Genomic DNA, 23,933 nt, shown 5'->3' with positions numbered 1-23,933 from the left:
AGCCGGTACGGTGGCCGGGTGCTGACACGGGGAGTGCTGCTCGGTGACCGGTACCGGCTGGGCGAGCGGGTGGCGACGGGCGGGATGGGCGCGGTCTGGCGCGGCACCGACGTGCTGCTGGAACGCGAGGTGGCCGTGAAGGTGTTGCTGCCGTCGCTGGTCGCCGACCCGGAGTTCACCGCCCGGTTCCGGGCCGAGGCGCAGATGCTGGCGGCGCTGCGGCACCCCGGCGTGGTCGCGGTGCACGACGTCGGACAGGCCACGCTCGCCGACGCCAGCCGGGTCGACTACCTGGTGATGGAGTACGTCGAGGGCGAGCCGTTGTCCGCCCGGGTACGCCAGGTGGGTCGACTGGACCCGGCGACCACCATGTCGGTGCTGGCGCAGGCCGCGGACGCGCTGCACACCGCCCACCTCGCCGGCATCGTGCACCGGGACGTGAAGCCGGGCAACCTGCTGGTCAAGGCGGACGGCAGGGTGGTGCTTGTCGACTTCGGCATCGCCCGGTCGCGCAGCATGGCAGGGCTCACCGCCGCGAACATGGTGCTCGGCACCGCCTCGTACATGTCCCCCGAGCAGGCCACCGGCCAGCCGGTCTCCCCCGCCACCGACGTGTACGCGCTGGGCGCGGTGGCGTACTTCTGCCTGGCCGGGCAGCCCCCGTTCGACGGGGACAACCCGCTCGCGGTGGCGTTGCGGCACGCCCAGGACGAGCCTGCGCCGCTGCCGTCGGACACCCCACCGGCGGTGGTGGCGGTCGTCGCGCGCGCGTTGGCCAAGGGGCCGGCGGACCGGTTCGCCAGCGCCGCCGAGCTGGCCCGCGCCGCCGCCGACGCCCGCGACGCGACACTGGCCGGCATCCCGCCGGCCGCCCGCCCACCGTGGGCACTGGCCGCCCCCGGCCCGTCCGGCCCGGGTCCCACTCCGCCGGCCGTCGCGCCGCCCGTCCCGAGCCCCACCCCGCCGGCCGTCGCGCGTCCCAACCCGCCGGCCGCCGAGTCGGCGCCCTCGGCTCCACCCACGGACCCGCGTCCCCCGGCGGTCTTCGGGACCGAACCGGCGGGGACCCGGGAGGACCCGTTCCGGCCCGGGTCGGCCCGGCGGCGCGGGCCGCTGCTGGTCGGGGTCGGCGCGGTCGTCCTCGTCGCGCTGGTCGCTGGGGCCGTGGCGGCACTGCGGCCCGACGGGGAGCGTGGGGGAACGGACCTTCCGCCGGCCCTGGCCGGCGAATCGGCGCCGGCCGCGAACGACCCGCTGCCGAGCGGGGACGCGGCCACCTCGGGGCCACGACCGAGCGGCACGCCGGGCGCCAGCCGCAGCGCGACCACCGGACCGGCCGGCGCCGCCGGCCGGTCCGGCGCGCCGGCCAGCGGCGCCCCGGCCCCACCCACCACGGCACCGGGGAGCACGCCGACCGGGTCCGTCACCGGCAAGCCGACGTCCAGCGGCAGCCCGGCGGGCCGGCCCAACCCGTACACGGCGGCCCAGGTGTGCGGCAGCGGATACCAGGTGATCGACTCGGCGACGCTGACCGGCGGCGACGGCCGCCGGCGGGGACGGGTCTACCTGCTCTACCACTCGGGCAGCGGCAACAACTGCGTGGTCACCCTCAAGGACACCGCGGTCGGCACGAAGTCGGCGGCCTCGGCGTACCTGGAGGTGCAGGGGCGGGCCCGCAGCACCGACAGCGGGTCGTTCGACTACTACGCCGGGCCGGTGCGGGCCAGCGCAGCCGGGACGTGCGTGAAGTGGGGCGGCGCCACCGGCGGGGTCAGCTACGGCAGCGGATTCGAGCACTGCGACTGACCGGACCGCGACCGCCGGGCCGGCAGGCAACGACACCGCGGGCGGCCTTAAGGTACGGGCATGTCCGTTGACGGGTGGAACACGGTCCTGGTGCTCGGCGGTATCCGGTCCGGCAAGTCCGAGTTCGCCGAGTCCCTGGTCGCCGACGCGCCGGTGGTCCGCTACGTCGCCACCGCCGCGGAGGGCGACCCGGAGGACACCGAGTGGGCGACCCGCCTGGCGGCGCACCGCGCCCGGCGGCCGGGCAGCTGGAGCACCGAGGAGACCGCGGCCGACCCACGGCGGCTGGCCGACGTCCTCGCGTCCGCCCAGCCGAACGAAACGCTGCTCGTGGACGACCTGGGCGGCTGGGTGACGGTGCTGCTCGACCCGGACCACCAGCCCGCCGACGACCTGGCGACCATCGCTGAGCTGGCCGAGGCGGTCCGCGCCTGCTCGGCGCGGGTGGTCCTGGTCAGCCCCGAGGTCGGGTTGTCCCTGGTGCCGACCACGCCGCTGGGCCGGGCGTTCACCGACGCGCTCGGCGCTGCCAACCGGGCCGTCGCCGACGCCTGCGACGCCGTGGTGCTGGTGGTCGCCGGCCAGCCGGCCTGGCTGAAGCCGGCAGTGCCGCCCGCGACCGCCGCCGTACCGCCCGCCACCGCCGCAGTGCCGGCACCCGCGGCCGGGACCACGCCGGTCGGGCCCGGCCCGGTCGACGCGGATTCGGCCGACGTCGAGGTGACCCCGGAGGTGCAGCTGCCGGACGTGCTGACCCACGCGCCGCCGGCCGCCCCGAACCAGGAGCCGGGCAACCCCTGGGCCGCGCCGACCATGGCGCTGCCGATGGTGGCCACCGGGCTGGTCATCCAGCCCGGCATGGAGCTGCCGATGCCCGACGAGTACACCGGCCCCCAGGCGGTGGACCGGCTGGCCACGTTGGACGTACCCGGCGCCGGGCTGGGCGTACTGGACCGCGTCGTCGGCTTCGCCGCCGCCACCCAGGGCACCCCGACCCCGGTCGCCTGGAGTTCCGTGCGGGTGCTGCTGCTGCACGGTGACCACGCCGGTGGGGCGTCGGCCGGCACCGTCGCCGGTGAGTCGGCGCGCCGGGCCGGGCAGGCCCGTGCAGGGCAGGGCGCGCTGGCCCGGCTGGCCGCCGAGAGCGGCGCCAGCCTCCAGGTGGTGGACACTCCGGCCGCCGCGCCGATGGAGGACCAGCCGGCGCTCAGCCCCGAGCAGGTGGAGTCGGCGCTGCGCTACGGCTGGCGGTTGGCCGAGCAGGCCGCCGACGCCGGCGTACAGCTGCTGGTGCTGGCCGCGTGCGGCGCCGGCACCGAGGCCGCCGCGGCGGCGGTGCTGGCGGCCACCGCGGGCGCGGAACCGCCGGCGGTGCTCGGCCGGGTGATCACCAACTCCGGCGAGATCGACGACGCGGCCTGGATGATCCGCTGCGCGGCGGTACGCGACGCGCTGCACCGCACCCGCCGCTCGCCCAGGGGCGCCAAGGACGTGCTGGCCGAGCTGGGCGGCGGCGACGTGGCGGTGGCCACCGGCGTGCTGCTCGGCGCCACCGCCCGCCGGATGCCGGTGCTGCTGGACGGGCCGGTCGGGCTGGCCGCCGGGATGGTCAGCCGCGACCTGGCCGGGCAGGCGCGGCACTGGTGCCTGCTCGCCGACCACGGCGGTCACCCGGCGGTGCGGCTGGCCGCCGACGTGCTCGGCCTCACCCCGCTGCTCGACCTGCGGCTGGATCTCGGCGAGGGGGCCAACGCGCTGGTCGCGCTCCCGCTGCTGCGCTCGGTGCTGTCCCTGGCCGCCGCGCTCCCGGTCCACCCGTCGCTGGCCGGCGCCGGGGAGCCGGAGCAGGGCTCCGAGGAGCCGGAGGACACCGAGCCGGAGGACACCGAACCGGACTACAGCGAGCCGGAGCCGGACGGGCCGGGCCCGGCCACCACCGGGGCGGACGAGCAGGCGGCGTCGGGCTGGCGTGCCGGCTGAGTCGCGGCTCGCCGCGGGGGCCCGGCTGGCGGTCACCACGTTCAGCACGTTGCCGGTCCGGGCCGGCCGGATCGACCGCCCGGTGGCCGGCACCGCGATGGCGCTCGCCCCGGCGGTCGGCGTCCTGCTCGGCGCGCTGCTGGCCGGCGTGCTGCTGCTGTTCGGCGCGTTCGCTCCCGCACCGGTGGCCGCCGGCGTGACGGTGGGTGCCGCCGCCCTGCTCACCCGGGGGCTGCACCTGGACGGGCTGGCCGACACCGTGGACGCGCTCGGCTCGTACCGGCGGGGCGCGGCCGCGCTGGAGATCATGAAGAAGCCGGACGTCGGCCCGTTCGGGGTGGTCGCCCTGGTGGTCGTCCTGCTGGTGCAGGCGGCGGCGCTCGCCGAGCTTGTCGGTCGGTCCTGGCCGGCGTGCCTGGCGGCGGTGGTCGCGGCGACCGCCGCCGGGCGGCTGGGTGTGACGGTGGCCTGCCGGCGGGGTGTGCCGGCGGCCCGCCCGGACGGGCTGGGCGCGCTGGTGGCCGGCACGGTGGGTCCGGTGGCGGTGGTCGCCGGGGCGGTCGCCGTCGTGCTGCTGGCGGTGCCCGCGGTGCCGGGCCGCCCGTGGCAGGGGCCGCTGGCCATTGCCGCCGCGTTCGCCGTCGCGGTGCCGCTGCTGGCCCACGTGGTACGCCGGCTCGGCGGGATCACCGGCGACGTGCTCGGCGCGACCGTCGAGGTGGTCACCACGCTGGTCTACCTGGGTCTGGTGCTGTCCGGCTGAAGCTGGCGAGTCGGGCCGGGTAGCGTTCGGCTCGACAGCACCGGACGGCCACCGGGGGAACGAGAATGCTCATCACGGACGACTTCCTGCCCGTACCGGTCCCGGAGTCGCTCAGCGCGACCTACCTGGTGCCGATGGCGGGTCTGCCGAAGGTCAGCGCGAAGACCGCGGTGGCGGCGCTGACCGGCCGGCTGGCCGAGCCGGTGCACGGGCTGGCCCGGCAGATGCTGGACAGCCCGCTGATGAGCGTGGACACCCGGCCGATCGCCGAGTTCCCCGAGTTGCCACCGGATCTGCTCACCGCGTTCGGCGCCACCGAGGCGCAGCTGGCGCGACTGGCCGCGGCGACCCACCTGGTGGTGGTGCAGGCCGAGTACCGGCCCGGCTGGCCGCCGGCGCACGAGTGGGCGGCCCGGGCGGTGGCGGCGGCGGTGGCGGAGTCCGTCGACAGCGACGTGGTGGACGTCTTCGGCCTGCAGTTCCTCGACCCGGCGACCGCGCTGCGCTCGCTCCCGGACGAGCAGGGTCGGATCCGGCTGGTGGACTGGGTGCTGGTGCCGTACTCCTCGGACGTGGAGGGGTTGTGGTTCACCACCAAGGGGCTGCGCCGTTTCGGGCTGCTGGAGTTGCAGACCCAGGGGGTGCCGGACCACCTCACCCGGGCCTGGGGCGCGGTGATGACCGGGGCGGCGCGACGGCTGCTGCGGGACTGGACCGACGGGCTCTCCGGCGAGGAGGTGCCGGCGTTCGTGCAGTTGCCGGTGCTGGCCACTGTGACCGGGCACGACATCGCGGTGGCGTACGGCAACCCGGAGCAGCACGGTGCGACGGCCCCGGTGCTGCTGCGCCTGGAGCTGGACCCGGCGACCGACCCGGAGGCCGACTCGTTCCTCAGCCTGCGCCCGCCGGCCGGGCATCCGGGTCCGGACGGGCGCTACTACGCCGCCGCCTGCGCGACGCTGTTCTCCGGGATCCAGCCGGACGTGCGCTACGCCCGCTCGGGTGACGCGATGAGCCGGGCGGTCGCCACCGCCCGGGCCGCGCTGGACGACGCCCGGGCCCGGTTCGTCGCCGGCCAGTTGCCGCCCGAGTCGCAGCTGGTGGTCAAGTACGGCCTGCCCGGCGACGACGGCCCGGAGTACGTCTGGGCGGGCGTCACCTCGTGGGAGGCCCCGGAACGGATCGTCGGGGTGAGCGCCAGCGACGCCGCCACCGACTCCTCGGTGCGGATCGGCGCCCCGGTCGTGGTGGAGGCGACCGACGTGGTCGACTGGGCGGTGCTGGACGCCACCGGCGTGATCGAGGGCGGCTGGACGCAGGCCGTCCTGGACTCCGGCGAACCCCCCACCCCCACCGCGCGTTGATCATGAAGTTGTTGCCACCGCCGTCGGCGTGTCACGGCAACAACTTCATGATCAACGAGGTCGGGCTACCTGACTGACGGGGTGACGAACGGGGGGCGGGTTACCTGCATGGGGGCTCGGCGGCCGCGGATCTCGATCTCGACCAGGTCGCCGTCGGCGAGCTTGGCGTCGGTGTCCAGCAGGGCCAGCGCGATGCCCTGCTTGCGGGTCGGCGAGAAGGTGCCGCTGGTGACCGTGCCGACCTGCACGTCACCGACGTGCAGGGTCATCCCGGGCCGCGGAATGGCCCGGTCGACGGCCACCAGGCCGCGCAGCGTACGCCGGGGGCCGTCGGCCTTCTCGGTACGCAGCACGTCACGGCCCCAGAAGGCCGGCTTGTCCCAGCCCACCGCCCAGCCGGACCGTGCCTGCACCGGGGTGATGTCCAGGGAGAGGTCCTGCCCGTGCAGCGGGTAGCCCATCTCGGTGCGCAGCGTGTCCCGGGCGGCCAGCCCGCAGGCGCGCAGCCCGAAGCTCTCGCCGGCGGCGAAGAGCGCGTCCCAGACGGTGACCGCGTGCTCCGCCGGCACGACCAGCTCGTAGCCCAGCTCACCGGTGTAGCCGGTGCGGCAGACCGTCAGCTCGACCCCGGCCAGGGTGGCGGCGGAGAAGCTCATGTAGTCGTGCTCGGTGGGCAGGCCGAGGGCGCCCAGCAGCTCCGCCGAGCGCGGCCCCTGCACGGCCAGCACGGCGTACGCCTCGTGCTCGTCGGTGACGGTGACCTGCTCCGGCGCGGCGGCCCGCAGCCGGCGGACCACCTCGGCGGTGTTCGCCGCGTTGGGGATGAGGAAGACGTGGTCGTCGGCGTACAGGTAGGCGATGATGTCGTCCACCACGCCGCCGGTGGCGTCGTCGCAGCAGAGCGTGTACTGCGCCCGGCCCGGCCCGATCCGGCCCAGGTCGTTGCTGAGGCAGGCGTTGACGAACTCGGCGGCGCCGGGGCCGCTCACCCGGGCCTTGCCCAGGTGTGACACGTCGAAGACCCCCACCGCGCTCCGCACCGCGGTGTGCTCCTTGAGCACCCCGCCGCCGGCGTACTCCAGCGGCATCTCCCAGCCCCCGAAGGGGGCGAACTTGGCGCCGGCGGCGGTGTGCCGCTCGTGCAGCGGGGAACGGCGCAGCCGGGTCGCGGCGGCGTCGGAGGTCACTTCGGTCATGGGTGGCAACTTACCGGGGGCAGCACCGCTGGTTAGCATCGGCGGGACCCGTCGGCATCATCGGCGGGACAGCCCTGACGTCCGGCGGGTACGTTCCGCCGGAGACCTTCATCGCCGGTACGCGACGACGCGGCCGGCCCGGCCCGCCCGGAGTAGCTTCAGTGACATCGCCCCGCACCACCACCCTGAGCCTGGTCGACACCGACCCGGCGGAGCTCGCCGTCGACGCGATCGTGATCGGCGTGCACAGCCAGACCGGAGAGCAGGGCGCCACCAGCGGCCTCGCCGGCACCCTGCTGCTCGCCAGCGGCGCGGAGAGCATCGCCGCCGCGTTCGACGGCAAGCTGACCGAGACGCTGGCGCTGCTCGGCGCGACCGGTGGCCCGGGCGAGGTGATCAAGCTGGCCACGCTGGGTACGGTCACCGCCCCGCTGGTCGTCGCGGTCGGGCTCGGCCCGGAGCCGTCGGGCGCCGCCCCGGCCCCGGAGACGCTGCGTCGGGCGGCCGGCGGCGCGATCCGGGCCCTGGCGGGCGCGCCGAAGGTGGCGCTGGCCATGCCGCTGCCGGACGACGCCGACGCGCCGGCCGCGCTGCGCGCGGTCGCGGAGGGCGCGCTGCTCGGCGGGTACCGGTTCGCCGGCTACAAGACCCGGCCGCAGCCGACCCGGCGGGAGCCGGTGGCCGAGGTGCTGGTCTCGGTGCCGGATGCCGGCGACGCGGGCGCCCTGGCGGAGATCAGCCGGGCGCAGGTGGTGGCCGGCGCGGTCCGGCTGAGCCGGGACTGGGTGAACACCGCGCCGAACGAGCTGCGTCCGCCGTCCTTCGCCGACGCGGTGGCCGACGCCGCCCGTGCGGCGGGCCTCGGCGTCGAGGTGCTGGACGAGGCGGCGCTGGCCGCCGGCGGGTACGGCGGCATCGTCGCGGTCGGGCAGGGCTCGGAGGCCCCGCCGCGCCTGGTGAAGCTCACCTACACCCCGCAGGACGGCGGCAACGGCAAGCGGGTCGCGCTGGTCGGCAAGGGGATCACCTTCGACACCGGCGGCATCTCGATCAAGCCGGCGCAGGGCATGTGGGAGATGAAGTCCGACATGGCGGGCGCCGCCGCGGTGGGTGCGGCCATGCTGGCGATCGCCGCGCTCAAGCCGGCGGTGGCGGTCAGCGCCTACCTGCCGATGGCGGAGAACATGCCGTCGGGCACCAGCTACCGGCCGGGTGACGTCATCAGCATGTACAGCGGCAAGAAGGTGGAGGTGCTCAACACCGACGCCGAGGGCCGGATGATCCTGGCCGACGCGATCGCCCGTGCCTGCGAGGACGGCACCGACTACCTGTTCGAGACCTCCACCCTGACCGGCGGCCAGGTGATCGCGCTGGGCAAGCGGATGGCCGGCGTCATGGGCACCGCGGAGCTGTGCGAGCGGGTCCGGACTGTCGGCGACGCGGTCGGCGAGCCGGCCTGGCCGATGCCGCTGCCGGACGACGTGCGCAAGGGCATGGACTCCGACGTGGCGGACATCTCGCAGGTCAACGCCGGGATGGACCGGGCCGGGCACATGTTGCAGGGCGGCGTGTTCCTGCGCGAGTTCGTGACCGACGACGTGGCCTGGGCGCACATCGACATCGCCGGGCCGGGCTACCACTCGGGCGAGCCGACCGGCTACCTGACCAAGGGCGGCACCGGCGTACCGGTCCGCACCCTGGTGCAGCTGGTCGAGGACGTCGCCGTCAACGGCTGACCGTCGAGAGACCCGACGACCGGGGCGCCCCCGTGCGGGGGCGCCCCGGTCGCGTCTCAGTACCGCTCGGGGCGCCGCTTGCGGCGCTCGTTGAAGTCGCGCATGCGCTGCGGGTAGCCCATCAGCCGGACGTCGTACACCGGGATGCCCATCCGGTACGCGAAGCGCCGGGCGCCGTCCGGGCCGTCGATGCGCCGGCGGGTCCACTCCCCGTCGTCGGCGATCAGGATGACAGTGGTCTCCGTCACCGTCGTCCGTGGTTCGATGAACGCCTCGACGCCGCGTCGGCTCCGGATGAAGTTTTCGAGATGATCCAGATCACCACGATCCGCCGCGCGGTCGTGGCTGGGCACACGCGCCTGTTTGCGGCGCCGGAACAACCCCACCAGACCTCTCCCCCATGCTCTGTCATCGACAACGGTGCCAAGGGTACGTGTCACCGACGTGTCGTTGGGCACCTCACTACGCACCCTGTGCCCAGTGGTGACAAGATGACCGAGGTGGGGTGTGTCCGTGTTACACCTCTGTGACCCCCGATGCAGCGACGCGACCTGGGAGTTGGACGTGAGCGAGCCGAACGAAGCGACCTTCGACATTGTGATTCTCGGAGGTGGCAGCGGCGGCTACGCGACCGCGCTGCGCGCCGTCCAGCTGGGCCTGAAGGTCGCGCTGGTCGAGAAGGGCAAGCTCGGCGGCACCTGCCTGCACAACGGCTGCATCCCGACGAAGGCCCTGCTGCACGCGGCCGAGATCGCTGACCAGGCCCGCGAGTCGGAGCAGTTCGGCGTGAAGGCCGAGCTGATCGGCATCGACATGGCCGGGGTCAACGCGTACAAGGACGGCGTGATCGCCCGGCTCTACAAGGGCCTGCAGGGCATGCTGAAGGGCAACAAGGCGATCACCATCGTCGAGGGCCACGGCAAGCTGGTCGGCAAGAACGTGGTCGAGGTGGACGGCAAGCGCTACACCGGCCGCAACATCGTCCTGGCCTCCGGCTCGTACGCCAAGAGCCTGCCCGGCCTGGAGGTCGACGGCGAGCGGATCATCACCAGTGACCACGCGCTCACCATGGACCGGGTGCCGTCGTCGGTGATCGTGCTCGGTGGCGGCGTGATCGGCGTCGAGTTCGCCAGCGTGTGGAAGTCCTTCGGTGTGGACGTGACCATCGTCGAGGCGCTGCCCCGGCTGGTCGCCGCCGAGGACGAGGAGTCGTCGAAGGCGCTGGAGCGGGCGTTCCGCAAGCGGAAGATCAACTTCAAGGTCGGCAAGCCGTTCGAGAAGGTCGAGAAGACCGAGAACGGCGTCAAGCTGACCATCTCCGGTGGCGAGACCGTCGAGGCCGAGCTGCTGCTGGTCGCCGTCGGTCGTGGCCCGAACACCGCCAACCTCGGGTACGAGGAGCAGGGCGTCAAGATGGACCGCGGCTACGTGCTGACCGACGAGCGGCTGCGCACCAGCGTGCCGAACGTCTACGCGGTCGGCGACATCGTGCCCGGCCTCCAGCTCGCGCACCGCGGCTTCCAGCAGGGCATCTTCGTGGCCGAGGAGATCGCCGGGCAGACCCCCGCCGTGATCGACGAGGTCGGCATCCCGCGTGTCACCTACTGCGACCCGGAGCTGGCGTCGGTGGGCCTCACCGAGGCCAGGGCCAAGGAGCAGTACGGCGCTGACAAGGTCAAGACGTACAACTACAACCTGGGTGGCAACGGCAAGAGCCAGATCCTCAAGACCACCGGCTTCGTGAAGCTGGTCCGGGTCGAGGACGGCCCGGTGGTCGGCGTGCACATGATCGGCGCCCGGGTGGGTGAGCTGATCGGTGAGGCGCAGCTCATCTACAACTGGGAGGCGTACCCGGCCGAGGTCGCCCAGCTCGTGCACGCTCACCCGACCCAGAACGAGGCCCTGGGCGAGGCGCACCTGGCCCTCGCCGGCAAGCCGCTGCACTCGCACGCCTGATCACCACAACCCGCGGCGTCCGGCGACGGGCGAAGATCCCACCAGGGGAATGAAGGAGTCTCAGAACATGCCGGTATCGGTCACCATGCCCCGGCTCGGCGAGAGCGTCACCGAGGGCACCGTCACTCGCTGGCTCAAGCAGGAGGGCGACACGGTCGAGGTCGACGAGCCACTGCTCGAGGTCTCGACCGACAAGGTCGACACCGAGATCCCGTCGCCCGCGGCGGGCGTGCTGAGCCGGATCGTGGTCGGCGAGGACGAGACCGCGGAGGTCGGCAGCGAGCTGGCCGTCATCGCCGGCGAGGGCGAGTCGGCCGGTGGCGGCGAGGCCGCTCCGCAGGAGCAGCAGCAGGCTCCGGCCGAAGCGGCCGAGCCGGCCACCGAGCCGACGGCCGCCGCTGAGGGCACCGCCGACCAGGTGGCCCAGGACGAGGCGCCGGCCCCGGCCGCCGCCGGCGCGGGCGCGGGCGAGGGCACTGCGGTGAAGATGCCGGCCCTGGGTGAGAGCGTCACCGAGGGTACGGTCACCCGCTGGCTCAAGCAGGTCGGCGAGACCATCGAGGTGGACGAGCCTCTGCTGGAGGTCTCCACCGACAAGGTGGACACCGAGATCCCGTCGCCGGTCGCCGGAACGGTGCTGGAGATCAAGGTCGCCGAGGACGAGACCGCCGCGGTCGGCGCCGACCTGGCGATCATCGGCGTTGCCGGTGCCGCCCCCGCGGCAGCGAAGCCGGAGCCGAAGCCCGAGCCGAAGGCGGAGGCCAAGCCGGCGCCCAAGGCCGAGCCGAAGCCGGAGCCGAAGGTCGAGGAGCCCACCCCGGGCATGTCGTACAACGAGCCGTCCGCGGAGGCCGAGACCTCGGCGCAGCCGGTGAAGGCCGAGCAGGCCGCGCAGCCGGCCGCGCCGACCCCGACGCCGCAGCGCCCGTCCGCCCCGGCGCAGGGCGGCGGCGAGGAGGCCGCCGGGTACGTCACCCCGCTGGTGCGCAAGCTCGCCAGCGAGCACGGCGTCGACCTGTCCTCGCTCAACGGCACCGGCGTGGGTGGCCGGATCCGCAAGCAGGACGTGCTGGAGGCGGCCGAGAAGGCCAAGGCCGCCAAGGCCGCGCCCGCCGCACCGCAGCAGGCCGCCGCGCCGTCGGCCCCGGCGAAGCCGGTCGCCAAGCCGCAGCCGAGCGGCAAGCGGGGCACCACCGAGAAGCTTCCGCGGATCCGCAAGGCGATCGCCACGCGGATGCACGAGTCGCTGCACGAGATGGCGCAGCTGACCACGGTGGTCGAGGTGGACGTCACCCGGATCGCCAAGTTGCGGGCGCAGGCGAAGGACTCCTTCGTGCAGCGGCACGGCGTGAAGCTGTCCTTCCTGCCGTTCTTCGCCCTGGCGGCCGTCGAGGCGCTGCAGACGTACCCGATCGTCAACGCCCGGCTGGATCTCGAGGGTGGGACGATCACCTACCCGGAGGCGGAGCACCTCGGCATCGCCGTGGACACCGAGCGGGGTCTGCTGGTGCCGGTCATCCACAACGCCGGTGACCTCAACCTGGGCGGCATCGCCAAGCGGGTCGCGGACCTGGCCGAGCGGACCCGGACCAACAAGGTCAGCCCGGACGAGCTGGCCGGGGCGACGTTCACGCTGACCAACACGGGCAGCCGGGGCGCGCTCTTCGACACCCCGATCGTGCCGTCGCCGCAGTCGGCGATGCTCGGCACGGGTGCCGTGGTCAAGCGTCCGGTCGTGGTCAACGACCCGGAGCTCGGCGAGGTCGTCGCGGTCCGGTCGATGGTCTACCTGGCCATGTCCTACGACCACCGGCTGATCGACGGCGCCGACGCGGCCCGCTTCCTGGCCGCGGTCAAGGAGCGGCTGGAGGCCGGCAACTTCGAGTCGGAGCTGGGCCTGGCCTGATCCCCGAGCCAGTCGAAAGGGCGCCCCGGTCGATGACCGGGGCGCCCTTCGTCGTTTCTGGGCCTGTTGGCCGGCGAACGGCCTGTTGGCCGGTGAACGCCGGTCGGGGCGGACCCCGGCCGGCGCTGCGCGCTCAGCCCTTGAGCAGTGCGGTCGAGACCTGCCAGAGCCGCTCCGCGGCCTCCGGGTCCAGCGCGTACGGGGCGACGCCGCGCCGCTCGCCGGGCACCACCGGGCCAGCCTCCTGGCAGTCCTCGAAGTACCGCCCGCCGACCCCGTCGATCAGCGGTGAGGCGGCGACCAGCACCGACGTGGCGGCACCCTGCTCGACGTTCTTCCACGCCGCCGCGTTGCCCGAGCGCATCCGGTTCAGCTCCTCCTCGCTGACGTAGCGCTGGAGGTTGGTCTGGATCGCCCCGGGCATCAGCGAGTTGGCCACGATGCCGTCGTCGGCCCAGAGCCGGGTCGCCTCCACGGCGAAGAGCACGTTCGCCGTCTTCGACTGCCCGTACGCCTCCCACGGCTCGTACGGCCGGCGCTCGTACTGAATGTCCTCGAAGACCACAGGTGAGCGTAGGTGGGCGGCGGAGCTCACCGACACGATCCGGGCGCCGTCGGCGGCGGACAGCGCCGGGCGCAGCCCGGTGGCGAGCGCGAAGTGCCCCAGGTGGTTGGTGGCGAACTGCATCTCCCAGCCCTGTGGCGTCCGCATCTCCGGCGACGCCATGATGCCGGCGTTGTTGACCAGCATGTGCAGCGGACCGTCCCAGTTGGCCACGAAGTCGGCCACCGAGCCCTGGTCGGCGAGGTCGAGCGGTGCGACCAGGATCTGGTCGTTGCCGGTGCTGGCGGTGATGTCGTCGGCGGCGCGCTGCCCGGCGTCGGTGTTACGCACGGCCAGGGTGACCTGCGCGCCGGCGCTGGCCAGGGCGCGGGCGGTCTCGACGCCGATGCCGGACGACCCGCCGGTGACGATCGCCCGCCGGCCGCCGAGGTCCACGCCCTGGATCACGTCCATGGCGGTGGAGGCATGGGTGAACGGGGTGGTGATCGGGGTGCTCGTCGTCATGATCCATCCTTGTCCGGGTGGGGCGGACCGACCCGGCCCGCCGCTACGATGGAAGCGGAGGATCCTCCGCTACGTTCGAGACTAACCGGAGTGCCCTCCGGATACCACTGGCCCGCACCAGCGAGGGAGGAAGTGATGCCGGAGACCAGCCCCCGCCCGCTGCGGGCGGATGCCCTGCGCAATCGCGAGCGACTGCTGGAGGCCGCGATCCAGGCGTTTTCCCGCCCCGGGCCGGAGGTAACGCTCGACGGCATCGCCCGGGAGGCCGGGGTGGGCATCGGCACTCTCTATCGTCACTTCCCCACCCGCGAGGCGCTGATCGAGGCGGCGTACCGCAACGAACTGGGCAAACTCTGCGACGCCGCGCCGGAGCTGCTCGACCAACTACCGCCGGACCGGGCGCTACGGGGCTGGATGTCCCGGTTCATCGACTACCTCGCCACCAAGCGCGGGATGGCCGATGCCCTGCGCCTGGTGATCGCCACCGGCGCCAACCCGTACGCGCAGAGCCGGGACCGGCTGCTGGAGGCGCTCGACCGACTGCTGAGCGCGGGCGCCGCGGCCGGCACCGTACGGGCCGACGTGGACACCACAGACGTGCTGGCCAGCCTGAGCGGAATCTCCCTGGCCGCTGGTGAACGCGCCCAGGCCGAGCGGCTGCTCGGCCTGCTCATGGACGGTCTGCGGCACCGGCACCCGGGCTGACCCGTTCCGACCTCGGGCCGGTCTGGACGCTGCCAGAGTGGGACCGTGGGCGGCTACCGGCGGCGTGGGCGACTGGGGCCCGCCGTCCCGATCGCCCCCGGTGCCCGGGTCGACAAGTTCGAGGTCTTCTTCGATCTGGTCTTCGTCTTCTCGTTCTTCATCATCACCCGGGCGACCGCCGCGAACATCTCCGGCCGGCAGCTGCTGCACGCCGGCCTGGTACTCGCCGTGCTCTGGTGGATCTGGGTGGTGCACAGTCTGGTCGCCACCCGGGTCCGGCTCGGCGAGGGCTACGTACCGGTGCTCATGGTGATCGCGATGGCCGCCCTGTTCGCGTTCGCGCTGGCGCTGCCGCAGGCGTTCAGCGACCCGAAGCGCGGCACCGCCGGCCCGATGCTGGTGGCCATCAGCTACGTCGTGGTCCGTGCCGTCCACATGATCCTCTACCAGCATGTGGTGCGGGACAGCCCGCGGGAACGGCGCCAACTGCGCCGCTTCGCCCCGGAGCTGGCGGTGAGCATCGTGCTGCTGCTGGCGGCCGCGCTGATTCCGCCGCAGATCGGCGACCCCGACCAGGCCGCGATGGTCCGCGACGCCCTGTGGATCACCGTGGTGGTGGTCCAGTACGCCACCGGCTTCATCGTCGGCACCTGGGGCTGGGGGGTGACCAGCGCGGAACACTGGACGGAGCGGTACGACCTCATCCTGATCATCGCGCTGGGCGAGTCGGTGATCTCCGTGGGTGTCGGCGGCAACCTGCTCGTCGGCAAGCCGGTCACCTGGCCGGCAGTGGCCGCCGCCTCGCTCGGGATCTTCTTCACCGCCGCCCTGTGGTGGGCGCACTTCGACTTCATCGGCCCGGCCGCCCGGATCGCCCTGCACGCGGCGGAGGGCGGCCCCCGGGTGGCGATGGCCCGCGACGCGTACGCGTACCTCTATCTGCCGATGATCGCCGCGGTGATCCTCTTCTCCATCGGCAGCGAGGAGATCCTGCACCAGATCACCGATCCGGCCGGCGGGCCCGCGCAACGGATCGACGGGCCCGCCGTGCCGTTGCTCTTCGGCGGGGTGATCTGCTATTTCGCCGCCAACCTGCTGTTCCAACTGCGCACCCTGCACACAGTCACCTGGACCCGGATCGGCGTGCTGGCGGTGCTGGCGCTGGCCCTGCCGATCGCCCAGCACCTGCCGGTGCTGGGCGCACTCACCCTCCTCACCGCGATCTGCGTCGGGCTGGTGGCCGTCGAGGTGATGGTGATGTCGGAGTCGCGGCACGCGCTGCGGGCCGCCGTCTTCCAGGAACGGACCACCCACGAGGTCCACGAGGCCCACTTCCGGGCCAGCTGGCACCTCAAGGAACCCGACGAGCCGACCACGCCGTGACCCCGCCGGGATAGGCTCCAGCCCAGCGTCGCGGTGCACCCGGCACGAAGGCCGCCGTGGGCATGGAGGCGCGGGGACAGCATGGGACGAACGTGCACCCAACCACTTCACCGGCCGACCGGCTCGCCGCCGTCGGCAATCAGATGATCGAGATCCACCTCTGGCTCGGCACGGAGCTGGCCCGCCTCCGGGCGAGCCTCGACGCCGACGCCCCCGCCGGGGCCCGGCCGTCGCGGGATCTGCGGGCCCACTGCCTCACCTTCTGTGCCGCGCTCGGCCGACACCACACGGGTGAGGACGACGGCGCGTTCCGGCTGCTGGCCGACGAGGTCCCGGAGCTGCGCCCGGTCCTCGCCAACCTGATCACCGACCACGAGGTGGTCGCGGGGATCCTGCGCCGGGTCGAGGAGCTGCTGGGCGATCCCACGCCGCCGCCGGCGGCCCAGTTGCGCGCCGAGCTGGACGGGCTTGCGGCACTGCTGGAGTCGCACTTCCGGTACGAGGAGAAGCGCCTGGTCACCGCGCTGAACGCGCTCACCGGTCGGCCCGGGACGGTCGAGGAACTCCTCGGCCTGACCGCGCCGCCCGCCGGCTGACGCCTGTCTCCCCTCGGCAGAACCGCTGGCCACGGGGCCCGCTGAAGGGCAGGCTGGGCCCATGGTCACCTTCTCGGTCCAGGCGAGCCCGTCCGACGCCGCCAGTTGGTGTGGGCTGGCCCACCGGGCCGAGGCGGCCGGCTACGACGCGCTGCTGGTCGGCGACCACCCGGGCGTGGTCGCCGCGCCGTTCGTCGCGCTGGCCGCCGCCGCGTCGGTCACCTCGACGCTCGGGCTCGGCTCGTACGTCACAAATGCCGGCGTTCGGGAACCGGCGCTGCTCGCCACCGACGTGGCGACCCTCGACCTGGTCTCCGGCGGGCGGGCCCGGCTCGGCATCGGCGCCGGCCACACCCCCGTCGAGTGGCGGGCGGTGGGGCGGGAGCGCCCGGACGTCGCCGGCCGGGTACGCCGCTGCATCGCGGTGGCCGAGGCGGTCCAGGCCCTGCTGGCCGGCGAGCAGGTCACGGTCGACTCCGCCGACCTGGCGGTGCACGGGGCGCGACTGGACCGGCCCCGACCGGTGCAGCCGAGGATCCCGCTGACCGTGGGCACGGCCAACACCGACCTGCTGCGCTGGGCCGGCGCACACGCCGACGTGGTCGGGCTCAGCGGCTTCGGTCGTACCCTCGCGGACGGCCACGGCCACGACGTGCGCTGGCGGGCCGCGGAGATCGACGCGCAACTGGCCGCGGTCGCGGCCGGCGCGGCCGGGCGGGACGACCCGCCCGCGTTGGAGGCACTTGTGCAGCGGCTCGTGGTGGGCGACGGCGCGGCGGCTGCCGCCGTGCAGACCGCCGAGGAGACCGGCCTGACGGTCGACGAGCTGCTCGCCACCCCGTTCGTGCTGATCGGCACCGCGGACGAGATCGTCGCGGCGGTGGCCGCGCACCGGCGGCGCTGGGGCGTGACCCGCTACGTGGTCCGGGCCGACGCGCTCGATCCGCTGGCCCCGCTGCTGCCCCGGCTGGCCGCCATCACCTGAGCGCGCTCGCGCACCGGGCCGGGTGGCCTACGCGCCCGCCGACCCGGAGCCGGGCAGTTGCTCGTAGAAGCGGATCTTCTCCCGGAGGTGGTCGTACTGGCTCTGGAGCAGGCGCATCTGCTCCTCGACCCGCACCGCGTGCCGTTCCAGCAGCTCACGCCGGTCTTCGGCGGTGTGCTCGCCCTCCCGGGCCAGTTGCGCGTAGCGGCACATCTGGGCGATCGGCATTCCGGTGTCGCGCAGGCAGCGGAACAACACAAGCCAGCCGAGGTCGTCGTCGGTGAAGACCCGCTGGCCGCCCGACGTCCGACTCACGTCGGCGAGCAGGCCGATCTTCTCGTAGTACCGCAGGGTGTCCAGGCTGAAGCCGCTGCGCCGGGCGGCCTCCGAGGGGGCGTAACCGGTCATGCCCCGAGATCGTAGTGGTTGACCTGGAGCGCACTCCAGGTTGGAGGCTGACCGCATGACGACGACACGGAAGCTCGGACGCAGCGGCATCGAGGTGAGCGCGATCGGGATGGGGTGCTGGGCGATCGGCGGCCCGCTCTGGGGCGACGGCGGGCAGCCGTTCGGCTGGGGCGAGGTGGACGACGACGAGTCGATCCGCACCATCCACCGCGCGCTCGACCTCGGGGTGACCCTGTTCGACACGGCGAGCAACTACGGCGCCGGGCACAGCGAACGGATCCTCGGCCGGGCCCTGGCCGGCCGCCGGGACGGCGCGGTGATCGCCACCAAGTTCGGCAACGTCAGCGAGGAGGCCACCCGTCGGGCGCTCGGCACCGACGCCAGCCCGGCCTTCGCGGTGCGCAGCCTGGAGGACTCCCTGCGCCGGCTCGGCACCGACCACGTCGACCTCTACCAACTGCACATCAACGAGCTGCCGGTGCCCGCCGCGCTCGACCTGGTCGACACCCTGGAGAACCTCGTCGGCCAGGGCAAGATCCGGGCGTACGGCTGGAGCACCGACGACCCGGCCTCGGCGGAGGCGTTCGCGGCGGCCGGCGTGCACTGCGCCGCCATCCAGCACGACGAGTCGGTGCTGCGGGACAACGCCGCGGTGCTGGCGGTCTGCGACCGCTACGACCTGGCCAGCCTCAACCGCGGCCCGCTGGCGATGGGGCTGCTCACCGGGTCGACCCGGGCGGTCGGCGCGGACGACGTACGCGGCCGGGCGCCCGAGTGGCTGCAGTGGTTCACCGACGGACGGCCGACGCCGCGCTGGGCGGCCCGGGTCGAGCAGGTCCGCGGGGCGCTCACCGCCGACGGGCGCACCCTGGCCCAGGGCGCGCTCGGCTGGCTGCTGGCCCGCAGCCCGCGTACCGTGCCGATCCCCGGCCTGCGCACGGTGGCGCAGGCGGAGGAGAACCTTGCCACCCTGGCGCTCGGCCCGCTGAGCGCCGAGGCGTACACCGAGGTGGAGCGGCTGCTGGCCGACCTGCGTCCGGTCCGCGCGGCCTGACCCGCCGGCCGCCCGCGCGTCCACCGGCGACGTTCTGGACGAAGATGTAGGCATGCGCATCCTTCTGGCCGGCGCGTCCGGCTTCCTCGGCACCCGCCTGGTCGCCCGGCTCTCGGCCGACGGGCACCAGGTCACCCGACTGGTCCGCCGGCCGCCACGCGATCCGCGGGAGCGACGGTGGGACCCCGCCGCCGGGCAGCTCGACCCGGCGGCGGTCGCGGGGTCGGACGCGGTGGTCAACCTGGCCGGCGCGGGCGTCGGCGACAAGCGGTGGAACGACGACTACCGGCGGTTGATCCGGTCCAGCCGGGTGGACAGCACCAGCACGCTGGCGGTCACGATCGCCGGCCTACCAGCCGCCGACCGGCCGCGGGCGCTGCTGAACTCCTCGGCGGTGGGCTGGTACGGCAACACCGGCGACCGGGTGGTGGAGGAGGACGCGCCGGCCGGCGAGGGCTTCCTGGCCGACGTCTGCCGGGTCTGGGAGGCCGCGACCCGGCCGGCCGAGGACGCCGGGGTACGCGTGGTGCGGCTGCGCATCGGCCTGCCGTTGCACCGCGACGGCGGGATGCTCAAACCGCAGCTGCTGCCGATGCGGCTGGGTGTCTCCGGCCCGCTGGGCGGCGGCCGGCAGTGGTGGCCCTGGATCTCGATGGCTGACTGGCTGCGGGCGACCCTCTTCCTGCTCGACTCGGACGACATCGCCGGGCCGGTCAACATGGTCGGTCCGGCCCCCGTGACCAACGCGGAGTTCACCCGGGAGCTCGCCCGTCAGCTGCACCGTCCGGCGATCATGCCCATCCCGGCGCTGGCGCTGAAGGTGGTGCTCGGCGGCTTCGCCCACGAGGCCCTCACCAGCACCCGGGTCCTGCCGGCGGTGCTGACCCGCGCCGGCTTCACCTACCACCACCCCGACCTGCCCAGCGCTCTGCGCGCCGCGCTCACCGAGTGACGACGAGAGGCCCGTCCCGTCGGGTCGGGAGGGGCCTCTCGTCGGGTGGGTCAGCAGCCGATTACCCAGTAGTTGGGGGCGGTCTGCTTGAGGGCGCTGGTGTAGAAGGTGTTGTAGAGGCCCATCCGCTGGTTGGAGCCGTTCGTGTAGGCGTAGCCGCCGGACTGGTACGCCCGGCCGGCGCTGACGTGCGCGTAGTTGCTGGCGGTCACGCAGGTCGGCGGCGTGGTCGGGGTGGGGGTCGGCGTCGGCGTCGGGGTGGCCGTCGGGGTCGGGGTCGGGGTGGTGCCGCCACCATTGAGCCCGAAGAAGACCGCGTCGCGGTACGTCGAGCAGATGGTGTCCAGGAAGTACGCGGCGGTGCTGCCGCACTGCTCGGCGCCGGAGCCCGGGTCGACCGGAGTGCCGTGGCCCATCCCGGCGACCCGGTAGAGCCGCACGTCGTCGTTCCCGTACACCTCGAGGCTGGTGCCCCCGGGCAGCGACGACGTGCTGCTCGGGGTCTGCGAGATCCCCCGCACGTTCGTCCACTGGTCGCGGGACTCCGCGCCGTTGAGCGGGGCGACAGTCGTGTCCGAGGTGCCGTGCCAGATGGCCACCCGGGGCCGCCGGCCGCTGTAGCCGGGGTACGCGCCGCGGACCAGGTCGCCCCAGGCGGCCGGGGTCTTGTCCGTGCCCGGGTTCATGCAGCTGAACGCGTTTACCATGCTGGTGGCGCAGCGGTACGGGATGCCGGCGATGATCGATCCGGCGGCGAAGACGTCCGGGTAGGTGGCGAGCATGACCGAGCTCATCGCCGCGCCCGCCGAGAGGCCGCTGACGAAGACCCGGGCCCCGTCCACCCCGAAGTTCGCCTTCGCGTGGTCGACCATCTGCTTTATCGAGAGCGCCTCGCCCTGACCCCGGGCGGTGTCCCCCGGCTCGAACCAGTTGAAGCAGCTGTTGGCGTTGTTGCCCGACGGCTGCTGGGGAACGATCAGGGCGAACTTCCACTGGTCGGCGTACTTCTGCCAACCGGAGTTGGCGAAGTAGCCGGAGGCGCTCTGGGTGCACCCGTGCAGCAGCACCACTGCCGGGGAGTTCGCCGGGAGGTTGTCCGGACGGTAGGCGTACATGGCGAGGTTGCCGGGGTTGGACCCGAAGCCGGTGACCTGGGTCAGACTGGCGGCCTGGGCGGGCGTGGCGAGGGCGACCGCACCGGCGACGGCGAGGACGAGCCCGGCGACCGCACCGATCAGCCGGGTGAGGGTGGACGAGGAGCGGCGCACGGCGGCCTCCTGACGGGGCGGACTGTGAACTGGGTCACGGTCGAATTGCCGGAACGTTACGTCGGTGTGTCGCCGCTATGACATGGGCCACAGTCACACATTCACGGCGGCCACTGTGTACCCCCGACGCCCAGCCGTTAGGAAGGGCCCCCTCCTCTACCTCAGGCGATAACAAGGGTCCCCTCCTTGCATGTATGACCGGCCCGTCCAGGTCCGGTTGGTAACGTCCGCTGCGTGCCGTCCTCCCCGTCGCTGGCCACCGGGCCCGCACCTCGCGCCGCCCGGGACCGCCGGGCCGACCTGATCGTCGTGCTGGTGGCGCTCGCGCTCGCCGTCTGGGTGACCAGTGGGCTGTGGCGGGACCCGAACGTACGCACCATCACCGTCAACTCCAGCGACCAGGCGCTCTTCGAGTGGCTGCTCGCCTTCGGCGGGCACGCGGTGACGCACGGGGAGAACCCGTTCTTCACGTACCTGATCAACGTCCCGGACGGGGTCAACCTCGCGGTCAACACCTCGATCACGGTGTACGCAGTCGTCTTCGCCCCGCTCACGTACCTGGTCGGACCGCCGGCGACCTTCCTGGTGATCCTCACCCTCAACCTGCTCGCCACCGCGCTGGCCTGGTACTGGCTGCTCTCCCGACACCTGGTCCGCAGCCGACTGGCCGCCGGGGTCGGCGGACTGTTCATCGCCTACTCCCCCGGCATGGTCTCGCACGCCAACGCCCATTTGAACTGGAGCGCCGGCTGGCTGGTGCCACTGCTGGTCTGGCGGCTGTTCGCGCTGCGCCGGCCCGGGCACTGGCTCCGGGACGGGGTGATCCTCGGCGTCCTGGTCGCGCTGGCCTTCTCGATCGCCGCCGAGGGCCTGTTCTTCGCCGCGCTCGCGCTCGGCGTGTTCGTCGCCGTCTGGGCGCTGCACCCGGCCCACCGCGCCGAGGGCCGGGCCGCGCTGCCCACCTTCCTGCGCGGGCTCGGGGTGACCGCGGTGGTGGCGGGCGTGCTGCTGTCGTACCCGCTGTGGCTGCACTTCGCCGGGCCGCAGCGGTTCCACGGCACCGGCTTCGACCCGTTGATCCACTCCGAGGACATCGCCGCGTTCGCCGCGTTCCCGCGCCGCTCGCTGGCCGGTGAGGCCGGGCTGGGCACCGCGCTGGCGCCGAACCCGACCGAGGAGAACTCGTTCTTCGGCATCCCCCTGCTGGTGCTCACCGTGATCTGCTTCGTCGCGCTCTGGCGACGCGCCGATGCCGCCCGCCGGGGCACCCTCTGGGCGCTGGGCGTCACCGCGCTGATCTTCGCCGTGCTCTCCTTCGGACCTGTGGCGAAGGTCGATGGGCGGCGCACCGACCTGCCGATGCCGTTCGACCTGCTCGGGCATCTGCCGGTGGTGAACGCCGCGTTGCCCGCCCGGCTGGCCTTGGTGGTCGCGCCGGTGATCGGGGTGCTGTTGGCGTACGCGATCGACCAACTGCGGCACGATCCGCCCCGGTACCGCCCCACGGAGCTGGCCTGGGTGATCGGGTTCACGGTGGCCCTGCTGCCGCTGCTGCCCACCCCGCTGCTGACCCACGAGCGGGAGCCCGTCCCGCGGTTCATCACGGCCGGCACCTGGCGGGAGTACGTCTCGCCCGGCGGAGTGCTCACGCCGGTGCCGCTGACCGTGGACATCTACCCGGACGGGCAGCGCTGGCAGGCGTACGCGCTGTCCCACCGACAGGGTGAGTTCGCCATTCCGGGCGGCTTCTTCCTCGGCCCCGGTGGCCCCGACGGTCGCGGTCGGATCGGGCCGGTGCCCCGCACCCTGAGCGCCCTGATGGACCAGGCCGGCCGGACCGGGCTGGTGCCGATCGTCACCGACGGCACCCTGCGGGATGTCCGCGCCGACCTGCAGCACTGGCGGATCGAGGTGGTAGTGCTTCCCGACCGGGTACACGGCGCGAAGTTCGACGTCGACGAGGAGGCGGTCCGACGCACCGCCACCGCCCTGTTCGGGGAACCGCAACGGGTCGACGACGTCTGGGTCTGGCGCATCCCGCCGTCCTGACCGGCGGCCCGCCGCCGGGACCCGTCGACACCCTGGTGAGGCGGCTCACCAGCGATCATTGCCGGTCACGGGACTAGGCTGAGAGGCGTGACGACGACGACCTCCGGCCTGACGGCCGTCCGTGCCGGCCTGCTCGAGTACCAGGCCGCCTGGGACGAGCAGCGGCGCCTGCACGAGTCGGTGGTGGCCGGCGAGCGCGGCGACACCGTGCTGCTGCTGGAGCACCCGAGCGTCTACACCGCGGGCAAGCGCACCGAGCCGTGGGACCGGCCGGTGGACGGCACCCCGGTCGTCGACGTGGACCGCGGCGGCAAGATCACCTGGCACGGGCCGGGGCAGCTCGTCGGCTACCCGATCCTCCGGCTCCCCGACCCGGTGGATGTGGTCGCCTACGTGCGCCGCACCGAGGAACTGCTGATCGACGTGTGCGCCGAGTTCGGGCTGACCGCCGGCCGGGTCGAGGGGCGCAGCGGGGTCTGGGTGCCCGAGGACGACCGGGGGCCGGCCCGCAAGGTGGCCGCCATCGGCATCCGGGTCGCCCGGGGCGTCACCCTGCACGGCTTCTCGATCAACTGCGACTGCGACCTGACGCACTTCGACCGGATTGTGCCGTGCGGCATCCGGGACGCCGGCGTCACCTCGCTCACCGCCGAGCTGGCCCGCCCGATCACCGTCGCCGACGTGCTCCCAGTCGTCGAGCGCCGCCTCTCCACCCTGATCGAGGCCTGACCGCCCAACCTCGTCGATCTAGGGACTA

At 73.7% G+C, this 23,933-nt stretch carries 20 protein-coding genes; 15 read left to right on the top strand and 5 right to left on the bottom strand.

Going from position 1 to position 23,933, the window contains the following annotated elements; translation table 11 throughout:
* The first annotated feature begins 18 nt into the window (after positions 1-18).
* The 4 genes from GA0070607_RS20600 (at position 19) to GA0070607_RS20585 (ending at position 5,913) form a co-directional block, all read left to right on the top strand.
* Complete coding sequence (locus GA0070607_RS20600) at positions 19-1,806, top strand: protein kinase domain-containing protein (protein ID WP_089019664.1); 1,788 nt, start codon at positions 19-21, stop codon at positions 1,804-1,806.
* A 60-nt stretch (positions 1,807-1,866) separates the two neighbouring features.
* Positions 1,867-3,786 carry a bifunctional adenosylcobinamide kinase/adenosylcobinamide-phosphate guanylyltransferase gene (locus GA0070607_RS20595; protein WP_089019663.1) on the top strand — a complete coding sequence of 640 codons (1,920 nt, stop codon included), beginning with the start codon at positions 1,867-1,869 and terminating at the stop codon, positions 3,784-3,786.
* Positions 3,776-4,549, top strand: a complete 774-nt coding sequence (locus tag GA0070607_RS20590) for an adenosylcobinamide-GDP ribazoletransferase (protein ID WP_089019662.1) — start codon at positions 3,776-3,778, stop codon at positions 4,547-4,549. Before GA0070607_RS20595 ends, GA0070607_RS20590 begins: the two co-directional genes overlap by 11 nt.
* A 65-nt stretch (positions 4,550-4,614) precedes the next feature.
* Positions 4,615-5,913, top strand: coding sequence for a DUF2314 domain-containing protein (locus GA0070607_RS20585; protein WP_089019661.1), 1,299 nt, complete (start codon positions 4,615-4,617; stop codon positions 5,911-5,913).
* A gap of 65 nt (positions 5,914-5,978) precedes the next feature.
* Here GA0070607_RS20585 and gcvT read toward each other — a convergent pair whose 3' ends face one another.
* Complete coding sequence (gcvT, locus tag GA0070607_RS20580) at positions 5,979-7,109, bottom strand: glycine cleavage system aminomethyltransferase GcvT (RefSeq protein ID WP_089019660.1); 1,131 nt, start codon at positions 7,107-7,109, stop codon at positions 5,979-5,981.
* A gap of 161 nt (positions 7,110-7,270) precedes the next feature.
* On the opposite strand from gcvT, the gene GA0070607_RS20575 reads away from it, so the two are divergent.
* Entirely contained in the window at positions 7,271-8,845 is a 1,575-nt protein-coding gene (locus GA0070607_RS20575; protein ID WP_089019659.1) for a leucyl aminopeptidase, read from the top strand.
* Positions 8,846-8,901: 56 nt separating this feature from the next.
* Here GA0070607_RS20575 and GA0070607_RS20570 read toward each other — a convergent pair whose 3' ends face one another.
* Positions 8,902-9,231, bottom strand: a complete 330-nt coding sequence (locus GA0070607_RS20570; protein WP_089019658.1) for a hypothetical protein — start codon at positions 9,229-9,231, stop codon at positions 8,902-8,904.
* Positions 9,232-9,409: 178 nt separating this feature from the next.
* Between GA0070607_RS20570 and lpdA the strand changes: the two genes are divergently transcribed.
* Together lpdA and sucB are read left to right on the top strand one after the other, a co-directional pair.
* The gene (gene lpdA / locus GA0070607_RS20565) at positions 9,410-10,801 is read left to right on the top strand and encodes a dihydrolipoyl dehydrogenase (protein WP_089019657.1); all 1,392 of its coding nucleotides are present in this window, start codon (positions 9,410-9,412) and stop codon (positions 10,799-10,801) included.
* Between the two features lie 67 nt (positions 10,802-10,868).
* Positions 10,869-12,707: a 2-oxoglutarate dehydrogenase, E2 component, dihydrolipoamide succinyltransferase gene (gene sucB / locus GA0070607_RS20560; RefSeq protein ID WP_089019656.1), complete on the top strand. Its 1,839-nt coding sequence runs from the start codon at positions 10,869-10,871 to the stop codon at positions 12,705-12,707.
* A 133-nt stretch (positions 12,708-12,840) separates the two neighbouring features.
* Here sucB and GA0070607_RS20555 read toward each other — a convergent pair whose 3' ends face one another.
* On the bottom strand, positions 12,841-13,776 hold the full coding sequence (locus tag GA0070607_RS20555) for an SDR family NAD(P)-dependent oxidoreductase (RefSeq protein ID WP_089019655.1): 936 nt from the start codon (positions 13,774-13,776) through the stop codon (positions 12,841-12,843).
* 135 nt (positions 13,777-13,911) lie between these two features.
* On the opposite strand from GA0070607_RS20555, the gene GA0070607_RS20550 reads away from it, so the two are divergent.
* From GA0070607_RS20550 to GA0070607_RS20535, 4 genes are all read left to right on the top strand, one after another.
* The gene (locus tag GA0070607_RS20550) at positions 13,912-14,481 is read left to right on the top strand and encodes a TetR/AcrR family transcriptional regulator (RefSeq protein ID WP_089019654.1); all 570 of its coding nucleotides are present in this window, start codon (positions 13,912-13,914) and stop codon (positions 14,479-14,481) included.
* 45 nt (positions 14,482-14,526) lie between these two features.
* Entirely contained in the window at positions 14,527-15,864 is a 1,338-nt protein-coding gene (locus GA0070607_RS20545; RefSeq protein ID WP_089019653.1) for a low temperature requirement protein A, read from the top strand.
* 92 nt (positions 15,865-15,956) lie between these two features.
* Positions 15,957-16,460, top strand: a complete 504-nt coding sequence (locus GA0070607_RS20540; protein WP_231930077.1) for a hemerythrin domain-containing protein — start codon at positions 15,957-15,959, stop codon at positions 16,458-16,460.
* A gap of 61 nt (positions 16,461-16,521) precedes the next feature.
* On the top strand, positions 16,522-17,445 hold the full coding sequence (locus GA0070607_RS20535) for an LLM class flavin-dependent oxidoreductase (RefSeq protein WP_089019652.1): 924 nt from the start codon (positions 16,522-16,524) through the stop codon (positions 17,443-17,445).
* Between the two features lie 27 nt (positions 17,446-17,472).
* Here GA0070607_RS20535 and GA0070607_RS20530 read toward each other — a convergent pair whose 3' ends face one another.
* Positions 17,473-17,853 carry a MerR family transcriptional regulator gene (locus GA0070607_RS20530; protein WP_089019651.1) on the bottom strand — a complete coding sequence of 127 codons (381 nt, stop codon included), beginning with the start codon at positions 17,851-17,853 and terminating at the stop codon, positions 17,473-17,475.
* A gap of 55 nt (positions 17,854-17,908) precedes the next feature.
* Between GA0070607_RS20530 and GA0070607_RS20525 the strand changes: the two genes are divergently transcribed.
* On the top strand, positions 17,909-18,907 hold the full coding sequence (locus GA0070607_RS20525; RefSeq protein WP_089019650.1) for an aldo/keto reductase: 999 nt from the start codon (positions 17,909-17,911) through the stop codon (positions 18,905-18,907).
* 52 nt (positions 18,908-18,959) lie between these two features.
* Positions 18,960-19,859: a TIGR01777 family oxidoreductase gene (locus GA0070607_RS20520; protein ID WP_089019649.1), complete on the top strand. Its 900-nt coding sequence runs from the start codon at positions 18,960-18,962 to the stop codon at positions 19,857-19,859.
* A 50-nt stretch (positions 19,860-19,909) separates the two neighbouring features.
* On the opposite strand, the gene GA0070607_RS20515 is transcribed toward GA0070607_RS20520, so the two are convergent.
* Positions 19,910-21,127 (bottom strand): extracellular catalytic domain type 1 short-chain-length polyhydroxyalkanoate depolymerase, encoded by a 1,218-nt coding sequence (locus GA0070607_RS20515; RefSeq protein ID WP_089019648.1) that lies wholly within the window; start codon positions 21,125-21,127, stop codon positions 19,910-19,912.
* Positions 21,128-21,361: 234 nt separating this feature from the next.
* Here GA0070607_RS20515 and GA0070607_RS20510 point away from each other — a divergent pair, with 234 nt between their 5' ends.
* Positions 21,362-23,176 carry a DUF2079 domain-containing protein gene (locus GA0070607_RS20510; protein ID WP_089019647.1) on the top strand — a complete coding sequence of 605 codons (1,815 nt, stop codon included), beginning with the start codon at positions 21,362-21,364 and terminating at the stop codon, positions 23,174-23,176.
* 87 nt (positions 23,177-23,263) lie between these two features.
* Positions 23,264-23,905, top strand: coding sequence for a lipoyl(octanoyl) transferase LipB (gene lipB, locus GA0070607_RS20505; RefSeq protein WP_089019646.1), 642 nt, complete (start codon positions 23,264-23,266; stop codon positions 23,903-23,905).
* The last annotated feature ends 28 nt before the right edge of the window (positions 23,906-23,933 follow it).

This window comes from Micromonospora coriariae, assembly GCF_900091455.1.
Lineage (GTDB): Bacteria > Actinomycetota > Actinomycetes > Mycobacteriales > Micromonosporaceae > Micromonospora > Micromonospora coriariae.
This window is presented reverse-complemented; position numbering and strand designations above follow the sequence as displayed.

Coding starts and splice junctions, on each gene's coding strand:
- GA0070607_RS20520 (WP_089019649.1), top strand. CDS start 18,960: ATGCGCATCCTTCTGGCCGGCGCGTCCGGCTTCCTCGGCACCCGCCTG.
- GA0070607_RS20555 (WP_089019655.1), bottom strand. CDS start 13,776: ATGACGACGAGCACCCCGATCACCACCCCGTTCACCCATGCCTCCACC.
- GA0070607_RS20525 (WP_089019650.1), top strand. CDS start 17,909: ATGACGACGACACGGAAGCTCGGACGCAGCGGCATCGAGGTGAGCGCG.
- GA0070607_RS20530 (WP_089019651.1), bottom strand. CDS start 17,853: ATGACCGGTTACGCCCCCTCGGAGGCCGCCCGGCGCAGCGGCTTCAGC.
- gcvT (WP_089019660.1), bottom strand. CDS start 7,109: ATGACCGAAGTGACCTCCGACGCCGCCGCGACCCGGCTGCGCCGTTCC.
- GA0070607_RS20585 (WP_089019661.1), top strand. CDS start 4,615: ATGCTCATCACGGACGACTTCCTGCCCGTACCGGTCCCGGAGTCGCTC.
- GA0070607_RS20595 (WP_089019663.1), top strand. CDS start 1,867: ATGTCCGTTGACGGGTGGAACACGGTCCTGGTGCTCGGCGGTATCCGG.
- sucB (WP_089019656.1), top strand. CDS start 10,869: ATGCCGGTATCGGTCACCATGCCCCGGCTCGGCGAGAGCGTCACCGAG.
- GA0070607_RS20550 (WP_089019654.1), top strand. CDS start 13,912: ATGCCGGAGACCAGCCCCCGCCCGCTGCGGGCGGATGCCCTGCGCAAT.
- GA0070607_RS20535 (WP_089019652.1), top strand. CDS start 16,522: ATGGTCACCTTCTCGGTCCAGGCGAGCCCGTCCGACGCCGCCAGTTGG.